This is a genomic window from Mycolicibacterium obuense, from assembly GCF_055397605.1.
On record NZ_AP043663.1, the window covers coordinates 2,537,360 to 2,553,138 of the forward strand.

Genomic DNA, 15,779 nt, shown 5'->3' on the forward strand with positions numbered 1-15,779 from the left:
CGTGTCAGCAGACTTCGATGAACTGCTGGCAGTGCTCGACCTGAAGAGGGTCGACGACGACACCTTCCTGGGCGTCCACCCGAGCAAGAACCCGGTCCGGACGTTCGGCGGGCAGATGATGGCGCAGGCGTTCGTGGCGGCGAGCCGCACGCTGAGCCATCCGGTTCCGCCGAGCACGCTGTCGGTGCACTTCATCGCCGGCGGCGATCCCGAACGGGATCTCGAGTTCCACGTGGTGCGCCTGCGAGACGAGCGTCGCTTCGCCAACCGGCGGGTCGACGTCATGCAGGACGGGGTGCTGCTGACCACCGCGCTGGTGTCGTTCCTCGCCGGCGGCAAGGGACTCGAACACGCAGTGCCGCAGCCCGAGGTGGTCGAACCCCTCGACGTGCCACCGATCGATGAACTGCTGGGCGGCTACGAGGAGGTCGTGCCGCACTTCGCCAACGCGCTGCGGCCGATCGAGTGGCGCTACACCAACGACCCGGCCTGGATCATGCGGGACAAGGGCGACCGGCTGGCGCACAACCGCGTGTGGATGACGGCCCGCGGTGCGATGCCCGAGGATCCTGTCCTGCATGCGGCGGCGCTGGTCTACTCGTCGGACACCACCGTGCTGGACTCGATCATCACCACGCACGGGTTGTCGTGGGGGCACGACCGGATCTTCGCGGTGACCACCAACCACTCCGTGTGGTTCCACCGGCCCGTGCACTTCGACGACTGGGTGCTGTACTCGACCACCTCGCCGGTGGCCGCGGAGTCGCGCGGTCTGGGCTCCGGGCACTTCTTCGACCGGTCAGGTCAATTGCTGGCCACGGTCGTGCAGGAAGGGATCGTCAAGTACTTCCCGGCCCGGGCTACCGGGTCGGTGTCACCGTGACCGAGAACTGGTCTTCGACGCGCCGCTGGAAGTCCTCGGCGCACTGCTCGACGGCGGAGTTGTCGTTTCCGGCGCGGCTCAGGCAGTCCACGTAATCGGTGCCGCCCACCTCGTCGAAGAGCCCGATGTAGATCGGGATGAACACCAGCGAGGCGATGATCGCGACGGCTCCGAGCGCGATGCCGGCGATCGCGACGCCGCCGTTGGTCGCCTCGCCGCGCTTGACCCTGCCGCGGGCGAGGAATCCGATGATGATCGCGCTCAGCCCGAGCGCGATGCCTCCGGCGATGGACCAGCACAGTACGACGCCGATGATCGCGAGAATCAGTGCGGCCGTGCCCAATCCGTTCTTCGGCGCCGACGGGGGCGGCGGCCCGCCCGGATACCCGCCATAGCCCTGAGGGCCGCCGTAGCCGCCATAACCGCCGGGGTTCCCGTACTGCGGGGGTGAGCCGTACGGAGGAGGTCCATACGGCGGAGGTGGCGGCACGTCGCTCATGCCGGTGAGATTACCCGGACGGTCGACGATTCCGGCAGATGATGCGTGGCGACCACGACGGTCCGGTCGGCGCCGAACAGCCCTGACGGGGCGAGGATGTCGGACAGCAGCGTGTCGGCATCGGAGCGGTCGAGGTGCTCGGTCGGTTCGTCCAGCAGCACGGTCGGGGCTGTGCAGATCAATGCCCGCGCGAGCAGCAGTCGTCGCCGCTGGCCCGCCGACACGGCGGCCGCGCCTCCGATGAGCACTGTCGATAGGCCGTCGGGCAGCTCGGCGAGCCAGTGGCCCAATCCGACGCGGGCCAGCGCATCGGTCAGGTCCTCGTCGCTCGCGTCGCCGCGGGCCACCAGCAGGTTGTCGCGCACCGTGGTGGCGAACAGGTGGGCGTCCTCGGCGAAGAACGTGCCGGCGGTGTGCATCAGCAGGGTCGTCTTGCCGCAGCCGCTCGGTCCCACCACGGCCACCCTGTCTCCGCGCGCGAGGTGCAGGGGAGCGACGTCGGGACGGCGGCGTGCGGGGGCGTCCGGTTCGGTGAGTTCCCTGAGGCGGCGGGCGGCGACGCGCGCCCTGGTCAGCGCGACCGCGGCGGCAGGCAGGGCCGCGCTCGCCTCGAAGGCCGACAGCGGGAGCAGCATCAGGACGGCCAGCGTCGTCGGTGCCGCGCTGTCGGCCAGGGTGATCCCGGCGAGCAGTGCGCCGAGCACGCTGATGCCGGTGGCAGCGGCGGGGGCCGCCGCGGCGACGGCTCCCGGTGCGGCCGCGCGGTCGATCGCGCGTCCCCAGCGGCGCTGCTGCTCTGCGGCGTCAGCGAGGACGCCGGGGAGACGGCCGGCCACCCGCAGTTCAGCCGCATGGTCGAGCGCCAGCAGGGCGGCCGTGTCGCGCTGTGAATGATGCTGTGCGGCAGTGCTTTCAGCGCGGCGGGCGGCGCGCGCGGCGACGGCGGGAGCGGCCACCCCGGCGAGGAGAAGGCTCGCGGTGAGGACGGCGGCGGTGACCGGGGAGATCACCCCGACCGTCACGACGGCGGCGATCCCGAGGACGCCTGCCACGCACATCGGCACGACGGCACGCACCAGCACGTCGGCCACGTCGTCGACGCCGGCCCCGACACGGGCGACCAGATCGCCACTGTGCCTGCGGCTCACGTCATCGGCCGGGGCGGCGGCCAACCGGGCGAAGAGGCGTTCGCGAGCTGAGCCGGCGGCCCGCAACGCGGTGTCGTGGGAGGCCAGCCGCTCGCAGTACCCGAACACCCCGCGGGAGATGCCGAACGCGCGCACGGCGACGACGGCGATCGTCAGGTCGAGCACGGGGGGCATCTGCCAGGCGCGGGTGATCAGCCACGCCGACACCCCGGCCAACGCGAGTGCGCTGCCGAGCGAGAGTACGCCGAACGAGATCGCCAGCAGCAGCCGCGACAGTCGCGGCCGCAGCAGCTCATACACCCACATGCGCGGGCACCCCCATGTCGACGACGGTGTCGGCGATGGCGAGCACTGCGCCGCGGTGCCCGACCACGACGACGGTCGCACCGCCGTCGGCCCGTCCCCGGATTGCCGCGAGCACTGCGCTTTCGGTGGCGCCGTCGAGATGGGCGGTCGGTTCGTCGAGCAGCAGCACCGACGCCTCTGAGCCCAGCACGCGCGCCAGCCCCAGCCGCTGGCGCTGTCCCAGTGAAAGCCCCACCCCGCCCTGCCCGAGCACGGTGTCGAGCCCGTCGGGCAGGTCGGCCAGCACCTGGTCGAAACACGCTGCGCGACAGGCAGCGTCGAGATCAGGCAGCGGGCCGAACAGTTGGAGGTTGTCGCGCACGGTGCCCGGGATGACGACCGGCCGGTGTGCCAGCCACCCGACCTGGCGCCACCACCATGTCGGGTCGAGGCCGGCGACATCGATGCCGTTGACGCGTACCTGCGCGTCGGGCGCCTGATCGAGTCCGAGGATCATCTGCAGCAGCGTCGACTTCCCGCACCCGTTGGGTCCGGTGAGCACGGTGACGCGGCCCGGTTCGGCGCGCATCAGGGGCACGTCGGCGGTGACGGTCAGGTGCTCGCCCTCGAGGACGCGATCGCCGGCGGGTGACGCTTCGACGGAGTCGAGGAACGCGAACGCGGCGTGCACCGCGGTCTTTCCGTCCTGCGCGCTGTGGAAGGCCGCACCGACTCTCCGCAGCGGCCAGAACACCTCGGGGGCGAGCAGCAGCGCAGTCAGCGCGGTCGCCAGCGGAATGTGGCCGTAAACCAGTCGCATACCCACGCTGACCGCCACCAGAGCGACGCCGAGAGTGGCCAGCACTTCGAGGACCAGCGCGGAGAGGAACGCGATCCGCATCGTCGCCATCGCCGAACGTCGATGTGCCGCGGCGAGTTCAGCGATCTTGGCGGTCGCGCCCTCGGCGCGGCCGAATGCCCGCAGGGTGGGCAGGCCCGCCACCAGATCGAGGAGCCGGGACTGCAGTGTGCTCATCGCGGCCAGGGCCGCAGCCGACCGGTCCTCGGTGGCCAGGCCGATGAGGATCATGAAGATCGGGATGAGGGGGAGTGCCACGAGCACGATCGCGGCGGCCTGCCAGTCCACGGCCGCGATGACGACGATGGTCGCGGGGGTCAGGATCGCCGCCAGGAACAGCGACGGCAGGTAGGCGGTGAAATACACGCGCAGGCCGTCGAGTCCACGCGTGACGACCGCCGCCGCATCGTCGCGGCGCCGCGCCAGTTCGCGCGGCGGCAGCGCGGTCGCCGTGCGCAACACCTGATCGCTCAGGTCGGCGATGACCTCGCTGGCGCCGTGCTGCGCCAGCCTTCCCTGCTGCCACTGCGTCACGACCCGCACGAGCCAGAGAGCGGCGAGCAGTGCGATCGGGGCGGCCAGCGCGCCGACCGTCCGGGATGCCGGATCGGTGATGATCCGTGCGATCAGACCGGCGAGCACCACCGCCGATCCGATCGTCGCGCCGGCGATCACGACACCGCAGGCCGTGGTGGCGACGAGGAACCGGCGCATCGCCACCGAGACCCGCCACAGCCGCGGGTCGATCGGGGCGCGCGAGGTGTCTATCAGGGCTGATGCCTCGGCAATCCGATGGAGGCCGGGATCGCCTCGGCGGTGATGCGCTTGCGGAACACCCAGTACGTCCACGCCTGGTAGCCGATGACCAGAGGCAGCAGGGTCAGCGACGCCCAGCTCATGATCTTCAGCGTGTAGGGGGTCGAGGAGCCGTTGTAGATGGTCACGCCCCAGTCGGGATTCAGCGTGGAGGGCAACAGGTTCGGATACATCGAGCCGAACAGCAGCACCGCGACCGCGGCGACGACGACCATGGTCGCGACGAAGGCCCGGCCCTCGCCGTCGCCGCGCCACATCAGGGTGACCGCGCGCAACAACGCGAGCACCGCGACCGCGAGCGGCACCCAGGTCCACGTCTTTCCGTGGGCGAACTGCGTCCACACTCCGAAACCACCGGCGAGCACGACCACGGGCGCCGACAGGATGCGGGCGAAGCGGAAGGCGTCCTCACGCACCGGGCCGGACGTCTTGAGGGCGACGAACACAGCCCCGTAGAAGGCGAAGAGCGACGCGGTCGCGAGCCCGCCGAGCAGCGTGTAGACGCTGACGACGTCGGTCAGCGTGGCCTGCGAACGCCCGTCGGCGTCGATCGGGAGGCCCTGGACCAGGATGGCGAATGCGACACCCCAGAGGATGGCGGGCAACCAGGAGCCGGCTGCGATGCCGATGTCAGCCCACCGGCGCCACCGGGGATCGTCGATCTTGCCGCGCCATTCGATGCCGACGATCCGCAGGATCATGCCGACCAGGATCGCCAGCAGTGGCAGGTAGAGCGAGGAGAACACGGTCGCGTACCAGACCGGGAATGCGGCGAACATCGCTGCGCCGGCGGTGATCAACCAGACTTCGTTGGCGTCCCACACCGGTCCGATGGTGTTGAGCGCGGCGCGGCGCCGCCGTTCTCGCTGCTCCGGCTCGCCCTTGCCGGCGATGCCGAACGGGATCATCAGCATCCCGACACCGAAGTCGAAGCCTTCCAGGATCAGGAAGCCGAGGAACAGCGCTGCGATGAGGAAGAACCAGAGTTCTTGCAGTCCCATGGTTTTCGCGTCCTCTCAGTAGGCGAACGACAGAGGGGCGACGTCGTCGGAGCTGGGCGGGGTGGGCGGCGCCGGTTCCGAATCGTGGTCTTGCGGACCCTCGACGACGTAGCGGCGCATCAGCCAGAACCAGACCACCGCGAGTGCGCCGTAGAGCAGCGTGAAGGTGGCCAGCGAGAACAACACCAAGCCGGCGGAGTGCCCGGACACACCGTCTTGCACGGTCATGCGCACCATCTGGTCGCCCGTCGGGTTCGGCACCACCACCCACGGTTGGCGGCCCATCTCGGTGAACACCCAGCCGGCTGAGTTGGCCAGGAACGGCGCGGGGATGGTCAGGATGCCGAAGCGGCCGTACCAGCGCTGATCGGGGATGCGCCCCCCTCGGGTGAGCCAGAGGGTGAGGAGTGCGAACGCGACGGGGACCAGCAGCAGGCCGATCATCGCGCGGAACGCCCAGTAGGTGACGAACAGATTGGGCCGGTAGTCGCCGGGGCCGAACTTGTCCTGGTAATGCTCCTGGAGATCCTGCACGCCCTGCAGCGTCACCCCGTCGAACCTGCTTTCTGCGAGGAAGGGGAGCACGTAGGGCACCTCGATGAGGTGGGTGACGCTGTCGCAGTTGTTGTGCGTGCCGACGGTCAGAACCGAGAACATGGGATCGGTTTCGGTGTGGCACAACGATTCGGCCGACGCCATCTTCATCGGCTGCTGGACGAACATCAGCTTGCCCTGGATGTCGCCGGTGAAGAACAGTCCGCCGGCGGCGACGAGTGCGACCACCGAGCCGAGCATCGCGGCCGGCCGGTACATCGTGATGCTGTCGGCCGGTCCGGCAGTGCGTTTCGAGCGGACCATCAACCACGCCGATACGCCCGCGACGAACGCCCCGGCGGTCAGGAAGGCGCCGGTGACAGCGTGGAGGAACGCCCAGATCGCGGTGTTGTTGGTCAGCAGCGCGACGAAGTCGGTGAGTTCGGCGCGGCCGGTCTCGGGGTTGAACTTGGCGCCGACCGGGTGCTGCATGAACGAGTTCGCCGCGACGATGAAGAACGCCGAGGCGTTCACGCCGAAGGCCACGATCCAGATGCACACCAGGTGCAGCGCGCGGGGCAGACGGTTCCAGCCGAAGATCCACAACCCGATGAACGTGGACTCGAAGAAGAACGCGATGAGGCCCTCGAACGCCAGTGGGGCGCCGAAGATGTCACCGACGAACTTCGAGTACTCGCTCCAGTTCATGCCGAACTGGAACTCCTGGACAATGCCGGTGGCGACGCCGATCGCGAAGTTGATCAGGAACAGCTTGCCGAAGAACCGGGTGAGGCGATACCAGGCGGCGTTGCCGGTGACGTGCCAGACCGTCTGCATGACGGCGATCAGCGGCGCCAAACCGATGGTGAGCGGGACGAAGATGAAGTGGTAGACGGTGGTGATACCGAACTGCCACCGCGACACATCCAATGCGTCCATGCACCACTCCCTCGTCCTACTACAGTCTACGACAGAGTGTAGTAGTGCGGCGGGCCGCGCAGACTAGGGGCTTTCGACCCTGGTCTGAGGGCCGTTCGAGACCGCCTTGCGCAGGCCGATCGCCGATGCGACCTCGAAGACACCGAGAACCACCAGCCAGATCCCGACCACCAGGGCCAAGGTGGCCAGCGATGCGAACGGCGACCCGAGCATGACCACTCCGGCGATCAGGCTGATCACACCGATGACGATCGCCCAGCCGCGCCCGGGCAGTGTCGGATCGCTGATCGCCGACACGGCCGTGGCCACACCGCGGAAGATGAAGCCGATGCCGATCCAGATGGCCAGCAGCAGGATCGAGTTCTGCAGGCTGCGGAAGCACAACACGGCGAGGATCAGCGCGGCCGCCCCGCTGATGAACAGCAGCACCCGGCCGCCGGCCGACACGTGCAGGCTGAAGGCGAAGACGACCTGCCAGATACCGGAGATCAACAGGTAGGCGCCGAAGAAGATCGCGGCGACGACGATGGTGATCGCCGGCCAGACGAGGACGCAGACGCCGAGGACCACCGCGAGGACGCCCGAAATCAGCGCCGTTTTCCACAGATGCGCGAGCATGCTCGGAGGAGCTTGGGTTTCCATGGGCGCAGTGTGGCACAAGAGGTGTCGCATATCCGGGATAGCTTGCTTTCTCCTGCTACAGCGTTACAGCTCTACTACTGTTCCGTTACCGGCGCTGCGCGCCGGGTCATCGGTCGTTAACGTCCTTGGCTGGACATGCCGCAGAGAAAGTAGAGGCAACAGTGTTGGGTGAAAAGCAAGACCGCCGGACGAAGATCTGGCGGGCTGTGGCGGTGTTCGCCGCAACGGGTGCCCTGACGTTGTCGGGCTGTGCCAGCGGCGGTGACTCGGGCGGAAGCGGTGGCGGCAGCTCGAGCGCCAGTGCGGCTCCGGCGGAGAAGGTCGAAGAGATCGCCAATACGGTGCCCGAGGCCATCAAGTCCTCCGGCAAGCTCGTCATCGGCGTCAACATTCCCTACGCCCCGAACGAGTTCAAGGATGAGAGCGGCAAGATCGTCGGCTTCGACGTCGACCTGATGAATGCGATCGCCGGCACGCTCGGGCTGACCCCGGAGTACCGCGAGGCAGACTTCGCCAAGATCATCCCGTCGATCCAGGGCGGCACCTTCAACGTCGGGATGTCGTCGTTCACCGACAGCAAGGAGCGCGAGCAGTCGGTCGACTTCGTCACCTACTTCTCGGCAGGCACGGCCTGGGCGCAGAAGCCCGGCGCCGGCATCGACCCGAACAACGCGTGCGGCAAGAAGGTCGCGGTGCAGGCCACCACCGTCCAGGAGACCGACGAGCTGCCGGCGAAGAGCAAGAAGTGCACCGACGAAGGCAAGCCGGCGATCAGCATCGTGCCGTTCGACGGGCAGGACGCGGCCACCAACGCCGTGGTGCTCGGCCAGGCCGACGCGATGTCTGCGGATTCGCCGGTGACGCTGTACGCGATCAAGCAGACCAACGGCAAGCTCGAGCAGGCCGGCGAGACCTTCGACTCGGCGCCGTACGGGTGGCCGGTCGCCAAGGGATCGCCTCTGGCGCAGTCGCTGCTGCAGGCTCTCGAGCACCTGATCGAGAACGGCAAGTACAAGGAGATCGCCGGGAACTGGGGCCTGGAAGCAGGCATGATCGACAAGCCCGTGATCAACGGCGCGGTCTCCTAGGCGAAAGCGAATCTGATGAGTGATGCCGGCGCGCCGCCGCAGACCATCGACGCGGTACCGCTGAAGCACCCGTGGCGGTGGGTGGCGGCGGCCGTCATCCTCATCCTGGCCGGCCTGTTCATCTACGGGGCGGCCACCAATCCGGCCTACCGCTGGTCGGTGTTCGCCGAGTACCTGTTCGACCAGCGGGTGCTGACGGTCGGACTGGTCAACACCTTGCAGCTGACGGTGTACTCGATGGTGCTGGCCGTCGCCCTTGGGGTGCTGCTGGCCGTCATGCGGCTCTCGCCCAACCCGGTGTTCCGCTGGGTGGCGTGGGTGTACCTGTGGATCTTCCGCGGCACACCGATCTACGTGCAGTTGGTGTTCTGGGGCCTGATCCCGACGATCTACCAGCAGGTGCGGCTCGGCGTGCCGTTCGGTCCGTCGTTCTTCCAGCTGGACCTGCAGAGCCTGTCGATCCCGTTCCTGCTCGCCACGCTGGGCCTGGCTCTGAACGAGGCCGCCTACATGGCCGAGATCATCCGCGCGGGAATCACGTCGGTGCCCGAGGGGCAGCTCGAGGCGTCGACGGCGCTGGGCATGTCGTGGGGGCTGGCGATGCGGCGCACCGTGCTGCCGCAGGCGATGCGGGTGATCATCCCGCCCACCGGCAACGAGGTCATCAGCATGCTGAAGACCACGTCGCTGGTGACCGCGGTGCCGTTCACGCTGGACCTGTTCGGGATCACCGCTCGTGAGATCGCCGCGCGTACCTTCGAACCCGTGCCGCTGCTCATGGTGGCCGCGTTCTGGTACCTGGTGGTGACGAGCATCCTGATGGTCGGCCAGTACTACCTGGAGCGGTACTTCTCCCGAGGCGCGTCACGCAAGCTGACAACCAAGCAACTCGAGGCGCTGGCCAAGGCGCAGGCAAGTACAGGTGGGATGTGACGCAAACAGCGGAGGCCCGGCCCATGGTGAAGGCCGAGCTGGTGTGCAAGGACTTCGGCGCACTCAAGGTCCTCAAGGGCATCACGCTGGAGGTGCAGAAGGGGCAGGTGCTCGTGCTCGTCGGGCCGTCGGGCTCCGGCAAGTCGACGTTTCTGCGATGCATCAACCATCTGGAGACGGTGACCGCGGGCCGGCTCTACGTCGACGGCGAACTGGTCGGGTACACCGAGCGTGGCGGCAAACTGCACGAGATGAAGCCCAGTGAGGTCGCCAAGCAGCGCCGCGAGGTGGGCATGGTGTTCCAGCACTTCAACCTGTTCCCGCACCGCACCGCGCTGGGCAACGTCATCGAGGCGCCGATCCAGGTCAAGGGTGTCAACAAAGCCAAGGCCACCGAGCGCGGCAAGGAACTGCTCGACCGGGTGGGGTTGGCCGACAAGGCCGGCGCCTATCCGGCGCAGCTGTCGGGCGGTCAGCAGCAGCGGGTCGCGATCGCCCGGGCCCTGGCGATGGATCCGAAGTTGATGCTGTTCGACGAGCCCACCTCGGCACTGGACCCCGAGCTGGTCGGCGAGGTCCTCACCGTGATGAAGACGCTGGCGTCCGAGGGGATGACGATGGTCGTCGTCACGCACGAGATGGGCTTCGCGCGGGAGGTCGCCGACGAGCTGGCGTTCATGGACGGCGGTGTCGTCGTCGAGCGGGGTGACCCGCGCACGATCATGACCAACCCCCAACACGAACGGACCCAGGCGTTTCTCTCCAAGGTGATGTAGCACCCGATCCGGTCACCCCGCTGTGGCGGGCGGCTCAGGTGTTCCGTCTGCTCAGCTGCCTCTACGCGCTGGGCTTCGGGCTCGCGGTCAACGACGAGCTGGCCCGCCCGGTCGGCGGCTGGGTGGTCTTCGCGGCGCTGGTGGTCTGGAGCGCGGTGTGCGCGGTCGCCTACCTGCAGGGGTTCGGCCGTCGCCCGGCGTGGGTGCTCACCGAGCTGGCTGTGGTGGTGGCGCTGGTGATGTGCACCGAGCTCGTCGCCTCCGATGCGTGGATCGCCGACAACCAGTCGTTGCCGACCACGCTGTGGGCCACCAATGCCACGATCTCGGCGGCCATTCTGTTCGGCCCGGTGGGCGGGATGCTGGTCGGCCTGGTGGTGATGTCGCTCGGGGCGGCGCTCAAGGGTTACGTCAACGTCGACGTCAGCCGCAACGCGACGATCGTCATCGAACTGGCGGTGGGCTTGGCGGTCGGGATGGCCGCACAGACTGCACGGCGTGCGCACGCAGAACTGGAACGGGCCGCTCGACTGTCCGCGTCAGTCGAAGAACGCGAGCGGTTGTCCCGCCACGTGCACGACGGGGTCCTGCAGGTGCTGGCCCTGGTGGCGCGTCGTGGCCATGAGATCGGCAGCGAGACAATCCAATTGGCTGAGCTGGCCGGTGAGCAGGAGCGCGCGTTGCGCCGTCTGGTGGTCGCGGGCGACGAGGCGGGCGCCGGCGGGACCCACGCTGACCTCGGTGCGATGCTGCGGCGTCGGGCCACCGACCGGGTGTCGGTGAGTGTGCCCGCGCATCCCGTGCTGCTGGACTCCGCGATCGCCGACGAACTGTGCGCCGCCGTCGGCAACGCGCTCGACAACGTCGAGGCGCACGCCGGTCACACTGCCCGCGCGTATGTTCTGGTGGAAGATCTCGACGACGCCGTGACGGTCAGCGTGCGCGACGACGGTGTCGGGATTCCCGACGGGCGGCTCGCCGAAGCCGTGGCCGAGGGACGCATCGGGATTGCGAAATCAATTGTGGGACGGATGGATTGGCTGGGCGGCCGGGCGGAACTGCACACCGGCCCCGGGATGGGGGTCGAATGGGAGCTGACGGTACCGCGGTCACGGTGATGGTCGTCGACGACCACCCGATCTGGCGCGACGCGGTGGCGCGCGACCTGGCCGACGACGGGTTCGACGTGGTGGCGACGGCCGACGGGGTGGGTGCCGCGGCGCGCCGCGCTGCCGTGGTCCGCCCCGCGGTGGTCGTGATGGACATGCGCCTCGCCGACGGCGACGGCGCGCAAGCCACCGCACAGGTGCTGGCCGTGTCCCCGTCATCGCAAGTACTGGTGCTCTCGGCATCCGACGAACGCGACGACGTGCTGGAGGCCGTCAAAGCCGGGGCCACCGGCTACCTGGTCAAGAGCGCCTCCAAACAGGATCTCGCTGACGCGGTGCGGGCCACCGCGCAGGGCCGCGCGGTGTTCACGCCGGGTCTGGCGGGTCTGGTGCTGGGGGAGTACCGGCGCATCGCCCGCGACGAGCCCGGCCCTGCGCAGCCGAGCCTGACCGAGCGGGAGACCGAGATCCTGCGCCATGTCGCGAAAGGGTTGACCGCCAAGCAGATCGCCGCCCGGCTGTCGTTGAGTCACCGCACCGTCGAGAACCACGTGCAGGCCACGTTCCGCAAGCTGCAGGTGGCCAACCGCGTCGAATTGGCGCGCTACGCGATCGAGCACGGGCTCGACGAGTAGTTGTACTCATCCGCGGTGGGCATTCGAGTTGCCACCATGGCGTCATGACCGAACCGCACGCACCCGTCGTCGCCCGGTTGTCCGCCGAGTTCACCGCGCTGTCGCAGCAGCTGGCCCGGGTCTCGGCCGACCTCGCCGAACTCGACCGGATTCTTTCGACGCGGCCCGCACCGCCGCGGCCCGCGCCCGCGCCCGCCATGGCGCCACCTCCCGCACCGCCGCCGTACGTACCGCCACCGGTACCCGCGTATGTGCCCCGCCCGGCGTCGCCTCCGCTGCCGCCGGCGCCTCCGCGGCCCGCGCGTTCGGAGGGCTGGATCGGCAAGCTGCTGGCCGTCGCCGGCGTCGCGGTGACGTTGATGGGCGTCGTGCTCCTGCTGGTGCTCGCCGCGCAGGCCGGCATTCTCCGGCCCGAGTTCCGGGTGTTCGGCGGAGCAGTGCTGGCCGGCGGGCTGGTGGGTGCCGCATGGCGGCTGCACAGCCGTCCCGGAGGTCGCGTCGGTGCGATCGCACTGGCGGCCACCGGGATCGCCGCCGCCTACATGGACGTCATCGCGATCACGACCATCTACGAATGGGCGCCCGCGGTGGTGGGGCTGCTGCTGGCCTCGGTGGTCGGCGGTGCGGGTCTGACGCTCGCTCGCCGGTGGGATTCCCAGCAGCTCGGCCTGTTGGTGCTCATTCCGCTGACCGTGCTCGCGCCGGTCGTCACCGACGGAAACACGTTGCTGCTGATCGGCTTCATGCTGACGCTCGCCGCCGCCTCGTTGCCGGTGCAACTGGGCAGGGACTGGGTGTGGCTGCACGCCGCGCGCATCGCCGCGGCGACCCTTCCTCTTCTGTTCGGGCTCGTCGTGCGCCACATCGACGGGCGCGACGACCTCTGGCTCGCCGGCGCCTGCGCGATCGCTGCGCTGCTGGCGGTCGTCGCGGCAGTGGTGCTGCTGCCCGGCTCACGTCGTGGGGCCGTCATCGCACTTCTGACCGCCGCCGGCGTGACGCCGCTGCTGTGCGTCGGTCTGGTCGTCGACCGTGGGGTCGCAGCGCTGATGATCGCGGCCCTGTCCGGGACTCTGCTGGCGATCGTGCTGGTGGGCGATCAGCTGCCGGGCATCGGCGGCGTCGCCCGTCGGGTGTTCGCGGCCCTGTCGGCGGTGACCGCGCTGATCGCGGTGACGGTCGCGTTCGACGGGCCGGTGGCGGGCCCCGTTCTGCTCGCGATGGCCGTCGTGGTGGCGGTCGCCGGTCGGCGCGATGTCATCGCGCGCTGTGCCGCAACCGTTTTCGCGGCGATCGGGGCGCTGATCCACTTCGCCTACGCTTCGCCGAGCAGCGTGCTGTCAGCGTCGGCCACTGCGCACACCGCGGGCGTGTCGATCCTCGTGTCGAGCATTCTGCTCGGCGTCGCGGCGGTCGCGATCGCCTGGGCGTGGCCGGGTCCCGCGCGTGCGGTCGGCGCCGCGGTCGCCGTCGGCGTCGTCGCGTACGCGATCACGTCGTTCGCGGTCACCGCCGGCGTGCTGATCGGTGGCGAGGGCCGCGGCTTCTACGCAGGGCACATGGTGGCGACGATCTGCTGGATCGCGATGGCGGCGGCGCTGCTCGGCCATGCCGTGCGTCTGCCACGTGCCGACCGGTCGGTGCCGATCGCCGGCGGCCTCGGTCTGGTGGGTGCCGCGGTGGCCAAGCTGTTCCTGTTCGACCTGGGCACGCTGGACGGAATGTTCCGCGTGACGGTGTTCATCGTCGTCGGGTTGATCCTGCTCGGCATGGGGGCCGGCTACGCGCGACTGCTCGAGCGTCAGGACCAGGTGACCGCCGACACGCACTAAACTGGATTCAGTCCAGAAAAGGAGATGTTGTCATGGGTATGAACACTCTGTCCCCGTCACGCAGGACCGACGCCGAGATCGTCGGCTTCCAGGCATCACCGGCCTTGACCGAGGCGCTGCAACGCGTACTCGTCGACGTCATCGAACTCCACCTCCAGGGCAAGCAGGCGCACTGGAATGTGGTCGGCTCCAACTTCCGCGATCTGCATCTGCAGCTCGACGAGGTCGTCGACTTCGCCCGGGAGGCCAGCGACACCGTCGCCGAACGCATGCGTGCGCTCGACGCAGTGCCCGACGGTCGATCCGACACCGTCGCCGCCACCACGACGCTGCCCGAGTTCCCCGCGTTCGAACACAGCACCGCCGAGGTCGTCGACCTCGTCACCACGCGCATCTACGCCGTCGTGGCGACGTTGCGGGACGTGCACGACACGGTCGACAGCGAAGACCCCAGCACCGCCGACATCCTGCATCAGCTGATCGACGGATTGGAGAAGCTGGCCTGGCTGCTCAAGTCGGAGAACCGGAAGGTGTGACGACCGACGTGGCGGCAGGGGTCCGGCGCCCCACCAGATACCAGGTGTGCATCGGGCCCTTGCCCTTCACGTCGACCAGGCCCCGCTCTTCGAGCACGAAGCGATCGCGCAACCGTTCGTAGACCGCGTCGGGCACCTGGATCCGGCCCTCGACATCGGTGGTCTCCATCCGCGAGGCGGTGTTGACCGCGTCGCCCCACACGTCGTAGAAGAACTTTCTGGCGCCCACGACGCCGGCCACCACGGGCCCGCACGCCATCCCGATCCGCAGGGGCACCGCCCGCCCCTGTGCGTCGGTCAGTCCGGACACGGCGTCCGCCATGTCGAGAGCCAATGCCGCCAGGGCCTCGAGGTGGTCGGCGCGCGGCGTGGGTACACCGCTGACCACCATGTAGGAATCCCCACTTGTCTTGACCTTTTCCAGGCCGTGCCTGTCGACCAGTGCGTCGAGATCGGTGTAGAGCCGGTCGAGGAACCGGACGAGTTCGGCGGGTGCGGTGTCGCTCGCGCGTTTCGTGTAGCCAGCGATGTCGGCGAACAGGATCGATGCGTCGTCGTACTTGTCGGCGATCACCGAGCGGGCCGGATCCTTGAGCCGGTCGGCGATGGTCTCGGGCAGGATGTTGGCCAGGAGGCGTTCGGACCGTTCGTATTCGGCCTCCATCGCCCGCTCGGCACGCTCGGTCTCACGCAGCGTGTACCACAGCGTCGCCACGATCATCACGACCGTCGACACCACCGAGCAGATGAACCCGACCTTCAGGAACCAGGAGGGGCCGAGGCCGCGGTCGCCGGGCACGGTCAGTTCCAGCACGATGATGAGGGCCACCCCCGTGCCGGCGATCAGCGAAGCCAACGCGATGCGTTCGATGCCCAGCGTGAGAACCGTCAGGGAGGCGGCAACCAGGAAGTAGAACTGCAACCCCGAATCAGTGCCCATCGTGTAGCAGAAGAACGAAACCGAGACATAGGCGACAACCACGAACGTCACGGGTGCGACGACCTCGCCGAGCGGGCACAACCGCGGGATGCTCAGGAAGGCCAGCCCGCACAGGATGTTGACGACGCCCAGCCACGCGAATCCTCCGCCGACGACGACCTGGAACGAGCCGAAGATCAGCGAGACCGCAGCGGCGATCCAGCCCGCGATGGTCAGTACCCGGATCCGGCGCGACACCGCCTCGGCTCGGTGGCGGCTGAGCGAGGTCGCGCGCCCCTCGAGTGCCACCTCGGGCACGCAGACGGATCGCACGTTGCGCACAGT

15 protein-coding genes are annotated in these 15,779 nt (G+C 68.8%); 8 read left to right on the forward strand and 7 right to left on the reverse strand.

The annotated features are described in order from the left end of the window. Position 1: 1 nt before the first annotated feature. Positions 2-883 (forward strand): acyl-CoA thioesterase II, encoded by an 882-nt coding sequence (locus ACZ50N_RS12155; protein WP_464475457.1) that lies wholly within the window; start codon positions 2-4, stop codon positions 881-883. Here the strand turns inward: ACZ50N_RS12155 and ACZ50N_RS12160 are convergent. From ACZ50N_RS12160 to ACZ50N_RS12185, 6 genes are all read right to left on the reverse strand, one after another. After that, positions 861-1,382, reverse strand: coding sequence for a DUF4190 domain-containing protein (locus tag ACZ50N_RS12160; protein ID WP_464475458.1), 522 nt, complete (start codon positions 1,380-1,382; stop codon positions 861-863). The genes ACZ50N_RS12155 and ACZ50N_RS12160 overlap by 23 nt on opposite strands. Continuing rightward, complete coding sequence (locus ACZ50N_RS12165) at positions 1,379-2,836, reverse strand: ATP-binding cassette domain-containing protein (RefSeq protein WP_464475459.1); 1,458 nt, start codon at positions 2,834-2,836, stop codon at positions 1,379-1,381. Before ACZ50N_RS12165 ends, ACZ50N_RS12160 begins: the two co-directional genes overlap by 4 nt. Then, complete coding sequence (gene cydD, locus ACZ50N_RS12170) at positions 2,823-4,388, reverse strand: thiol reductant ABC exporter subunit CydD (RefSeq protein WP_464475625.1); 1,566 nt, start codon at positions 4,386-4,388, stop codon at positions 2,823-2,825. The genes ACZ50N_RS12165 and cydD overlap by 14 nt, the downstream gene beginning before the upstream one ends. Positions 4,389-4,441: 53 nt before the next feature. Then, positions 4,442-5,491 (reverse strand): cytochrome d ubiquinol oxidase subunit II, encoded by a 1,050-nt coding sequence (gene cydB / locus ACZ50N_RS12175; protein WP_464475460.1) that lies wholly within the window; start codon positions 5,489-5,491, stop codon positions 4,442-4,444. A 15-nt stretch (positions 5,492-5,506) separates the two neighbouring features. Next, positions 5,507-6,964 (reverse strand): cytochrome ubiquinol oxidase subunit I, encoded by a 1,458-nt coding sequence (locus ACZ50N_RS12180; RefSeq protein WP_464475461.1) that lies wholly within the window; start codon positions 6,962-6,964, stop codon positions 5,507-5,509. A gap of 63 nt (positions 6,965-7,027) precedes the next feature. Continuing rightward, the gene (locus ACZ50N_RS12185; RefSeq protein WP_205538914.1) at positions 7,028-7,606 is read right to left on the reverse strand and encodes an HdeD family acid-resistance protein; all 579 of its coding nucleotides are present in this window, start codon (positions 7,604-7,606) and stop codon (positions 7,028-7,030) included. A gap of 161 nt (positions 7,607-7,767) precedes the next feature. On the opposite strand from ACZ50N_RS12185, the gene ACZ50N_RS12190 reads away from it, so the two are divergent. From ACZ50N_RS12190 to ACZ50N_RS12220, 7 genes are read left to right on the forward strand one after another with little or no spacing between them, the layout of a single operon-like run. After that, positions 7,768-8,694, forward strand: a complete 927-nt coding sequence (locus tag ACZ50N_RS12190) for an ABC transporter substrate-binding protein (protein ID WP_048424262.1) — start codon at positions 7,768-7,770, stop codon at positions 8,692-8,694. A gap of 15 nt (positions 8,695-8,709) precedes the next feature. Then, positions 8,710-9,627: an amino acid ABC transporter permease gene (locus tag ACZ50N_RS12195; RefSeq protein WP_046366271.1), complete on the forward strand. Its 918-nt coding sequence runs from the start codon at positions 8,710-8,712 to the stop codon at positions 9,625-9,627. 23 nt (positions 9,628-9,650) lie between these two features. After that, positions 9,651-10,403, forward strand: a complete 753-nt coding sequence (locus ACZ50N_RS12200; RefSeq protein ID WP_046366272.1) for an amino acid ABC transporter ATP-binding protein — start codon at positions 9,651-9,653, stop codon at positions 10,401-10,403. Between the two features lie 38 nt (positions 10,404-10,441). After that, on the forward strand, positions 10,442-11,521 hold the full coding sequence (macS, locus tag ACZ50N_RS12205; RefSeq protein WP_464475462.1) for a MacS family sensor histidine kinase: 1,080 nt from the start codon (positions 10,442-10,444) through the stop codon (positions 11,519-11,521). After that, on the forward strand, positions 11,491-12,147 hold the full coding sequence (locus tag ACZ50N_RS12210) for a response regulator (protein ID WP_464475463.1): 657 nt from the start codon (positions 11,491-11,493) through the stop codon (positions 12,145-12,147). The genes macS and ACZ50N_RS12210 overlap by 31 nt, the downstream gene beginning before the upstream one ends. Positions 12,148-12,191: 44 nt before the next feature. After that, positions 12,192-13,979 (forward strand): DUF2339 domain-containing protein, encoded by a 1,788-nt coding sequence (locus ACZ50N_RS12215; RefSeq protein WP_464475464.1) that lies wholly within the window; start codon positions 12,192-12,194, stop codon positions 13,977-13,979. A 32-nt stretch (positions 13,980-14,011) separates the two neighbouring features. Further along, positions 14,012-14,515, forward strand: a complete 504-nt coding sequence (locus tag ACZ50N_RS12220; RefSeq protein WP_048424259.1) for a Dps family protein — start codon at positions 14,012-14,014, stop codon at positions 14,513-14,515. Here ACZ50N_RS12220 and ACZ50N_RS12225 read toward each other — a convergent pair. Then, positions 14,490-15,767, reverse strand: a complete 1,278-nt coding sequence (locus ACZ50N_RS12225) for an adenylate/guanylate cyclase domain-containing protein (RefSeq protein WP_464475465.1) — start codon at positions 15,765-15,767, stop codon at positions 14,490-14,492. The genes ACZ50N_RS12220 and ACZ50N_RS12225 overlap by 26 nt on opposite strands. Positions 15,768-15,779 lie beyond the last annotated feature (12 nt).

Excerpts from the sequence above, each read along its gene's own strand:
- ACZ50N_RS12160 (WP_464475458.1), bottom strand. The coding sequence starts at position 1,382 with ATGAGCGACGTGCCGCCACCTCCGCCGTATGGACCTCCTCCGTACGGC.
- ACZ50N_RS12165 (WP_464475459.1), bottom strand. The coding sequence starts at position 2,836 with ATGTGGGTGTATGAGCTGCTGCGGCCGCGACTGTCGCGGCTGCTGCTG.
- cydD (WP_464475625.1), bottom strand. The coding sequence starts at position 4,388 with ATGCGCCGGTTCCTCGTCGCCACCACGGCCTGCGGTGTCGTGATCGCC.
- cydB (WP_464475460.1), bottom strand. The coding sequence starts at position 5,491 with ATGGGACTGCAAGAACTCTGGTTCTTCCTCATCGCAGCGCTGTTCCTC.
- ACZ50N_RS12180 (WP_464475461.1), bottom strand. The coding sequence starts at position 6,964 with ATGGACGCATTGGATGTGTCGCGGTGGCAGTTCGGTATCACCACCGTC.
- ACZ50N_RS12185 (WP_205538914.1), bottom strand. The coding sequence starts at position 7,606 with ATGGAAACCCAAGCTCCTCCGAGCATGCTCGCGCATCTGTGGAAAACG.
- ACZ50N_RS12195 (WP_046366271.1), top strand. The coding sequence starts at position 8,710 with ATGAGTGATGCCGGCGCGCCGCCGCAGACCATCGACGCGGTACCGCTG.
- ACZ50N_RS12200 (WP_046366272.1), top strand. The coding sequence starts at position 9,651 with ATGGTGAAGGCCGAGCTGGTGTGCAAGGACTTCGGCGCACTCAAGGTC.
- ACZ50N_RS12210 (WP_464475463.1), top strand. The coding sequence starts at position 11,491 with ATGGGAGCTGACGGTACCGCGGTCACGGTGATGGTCGTCGACGACCAC.
- ACZ50N_RS12215 (WP_464475464.1), top strand. The coding sequence starts at position 12,192 with ATGACCGAACCGCACGCACCCGTCGTCGCCCGGTTGTCCGCCGAGTTC.
- ACZ50N_RS12220 (WP_048424259.1), top strand. The coding sequence starts at position 14,012 with ATGGGTATGAACACTCTGTCCCCGTCACGCAGGACCGACGCCGAGATC.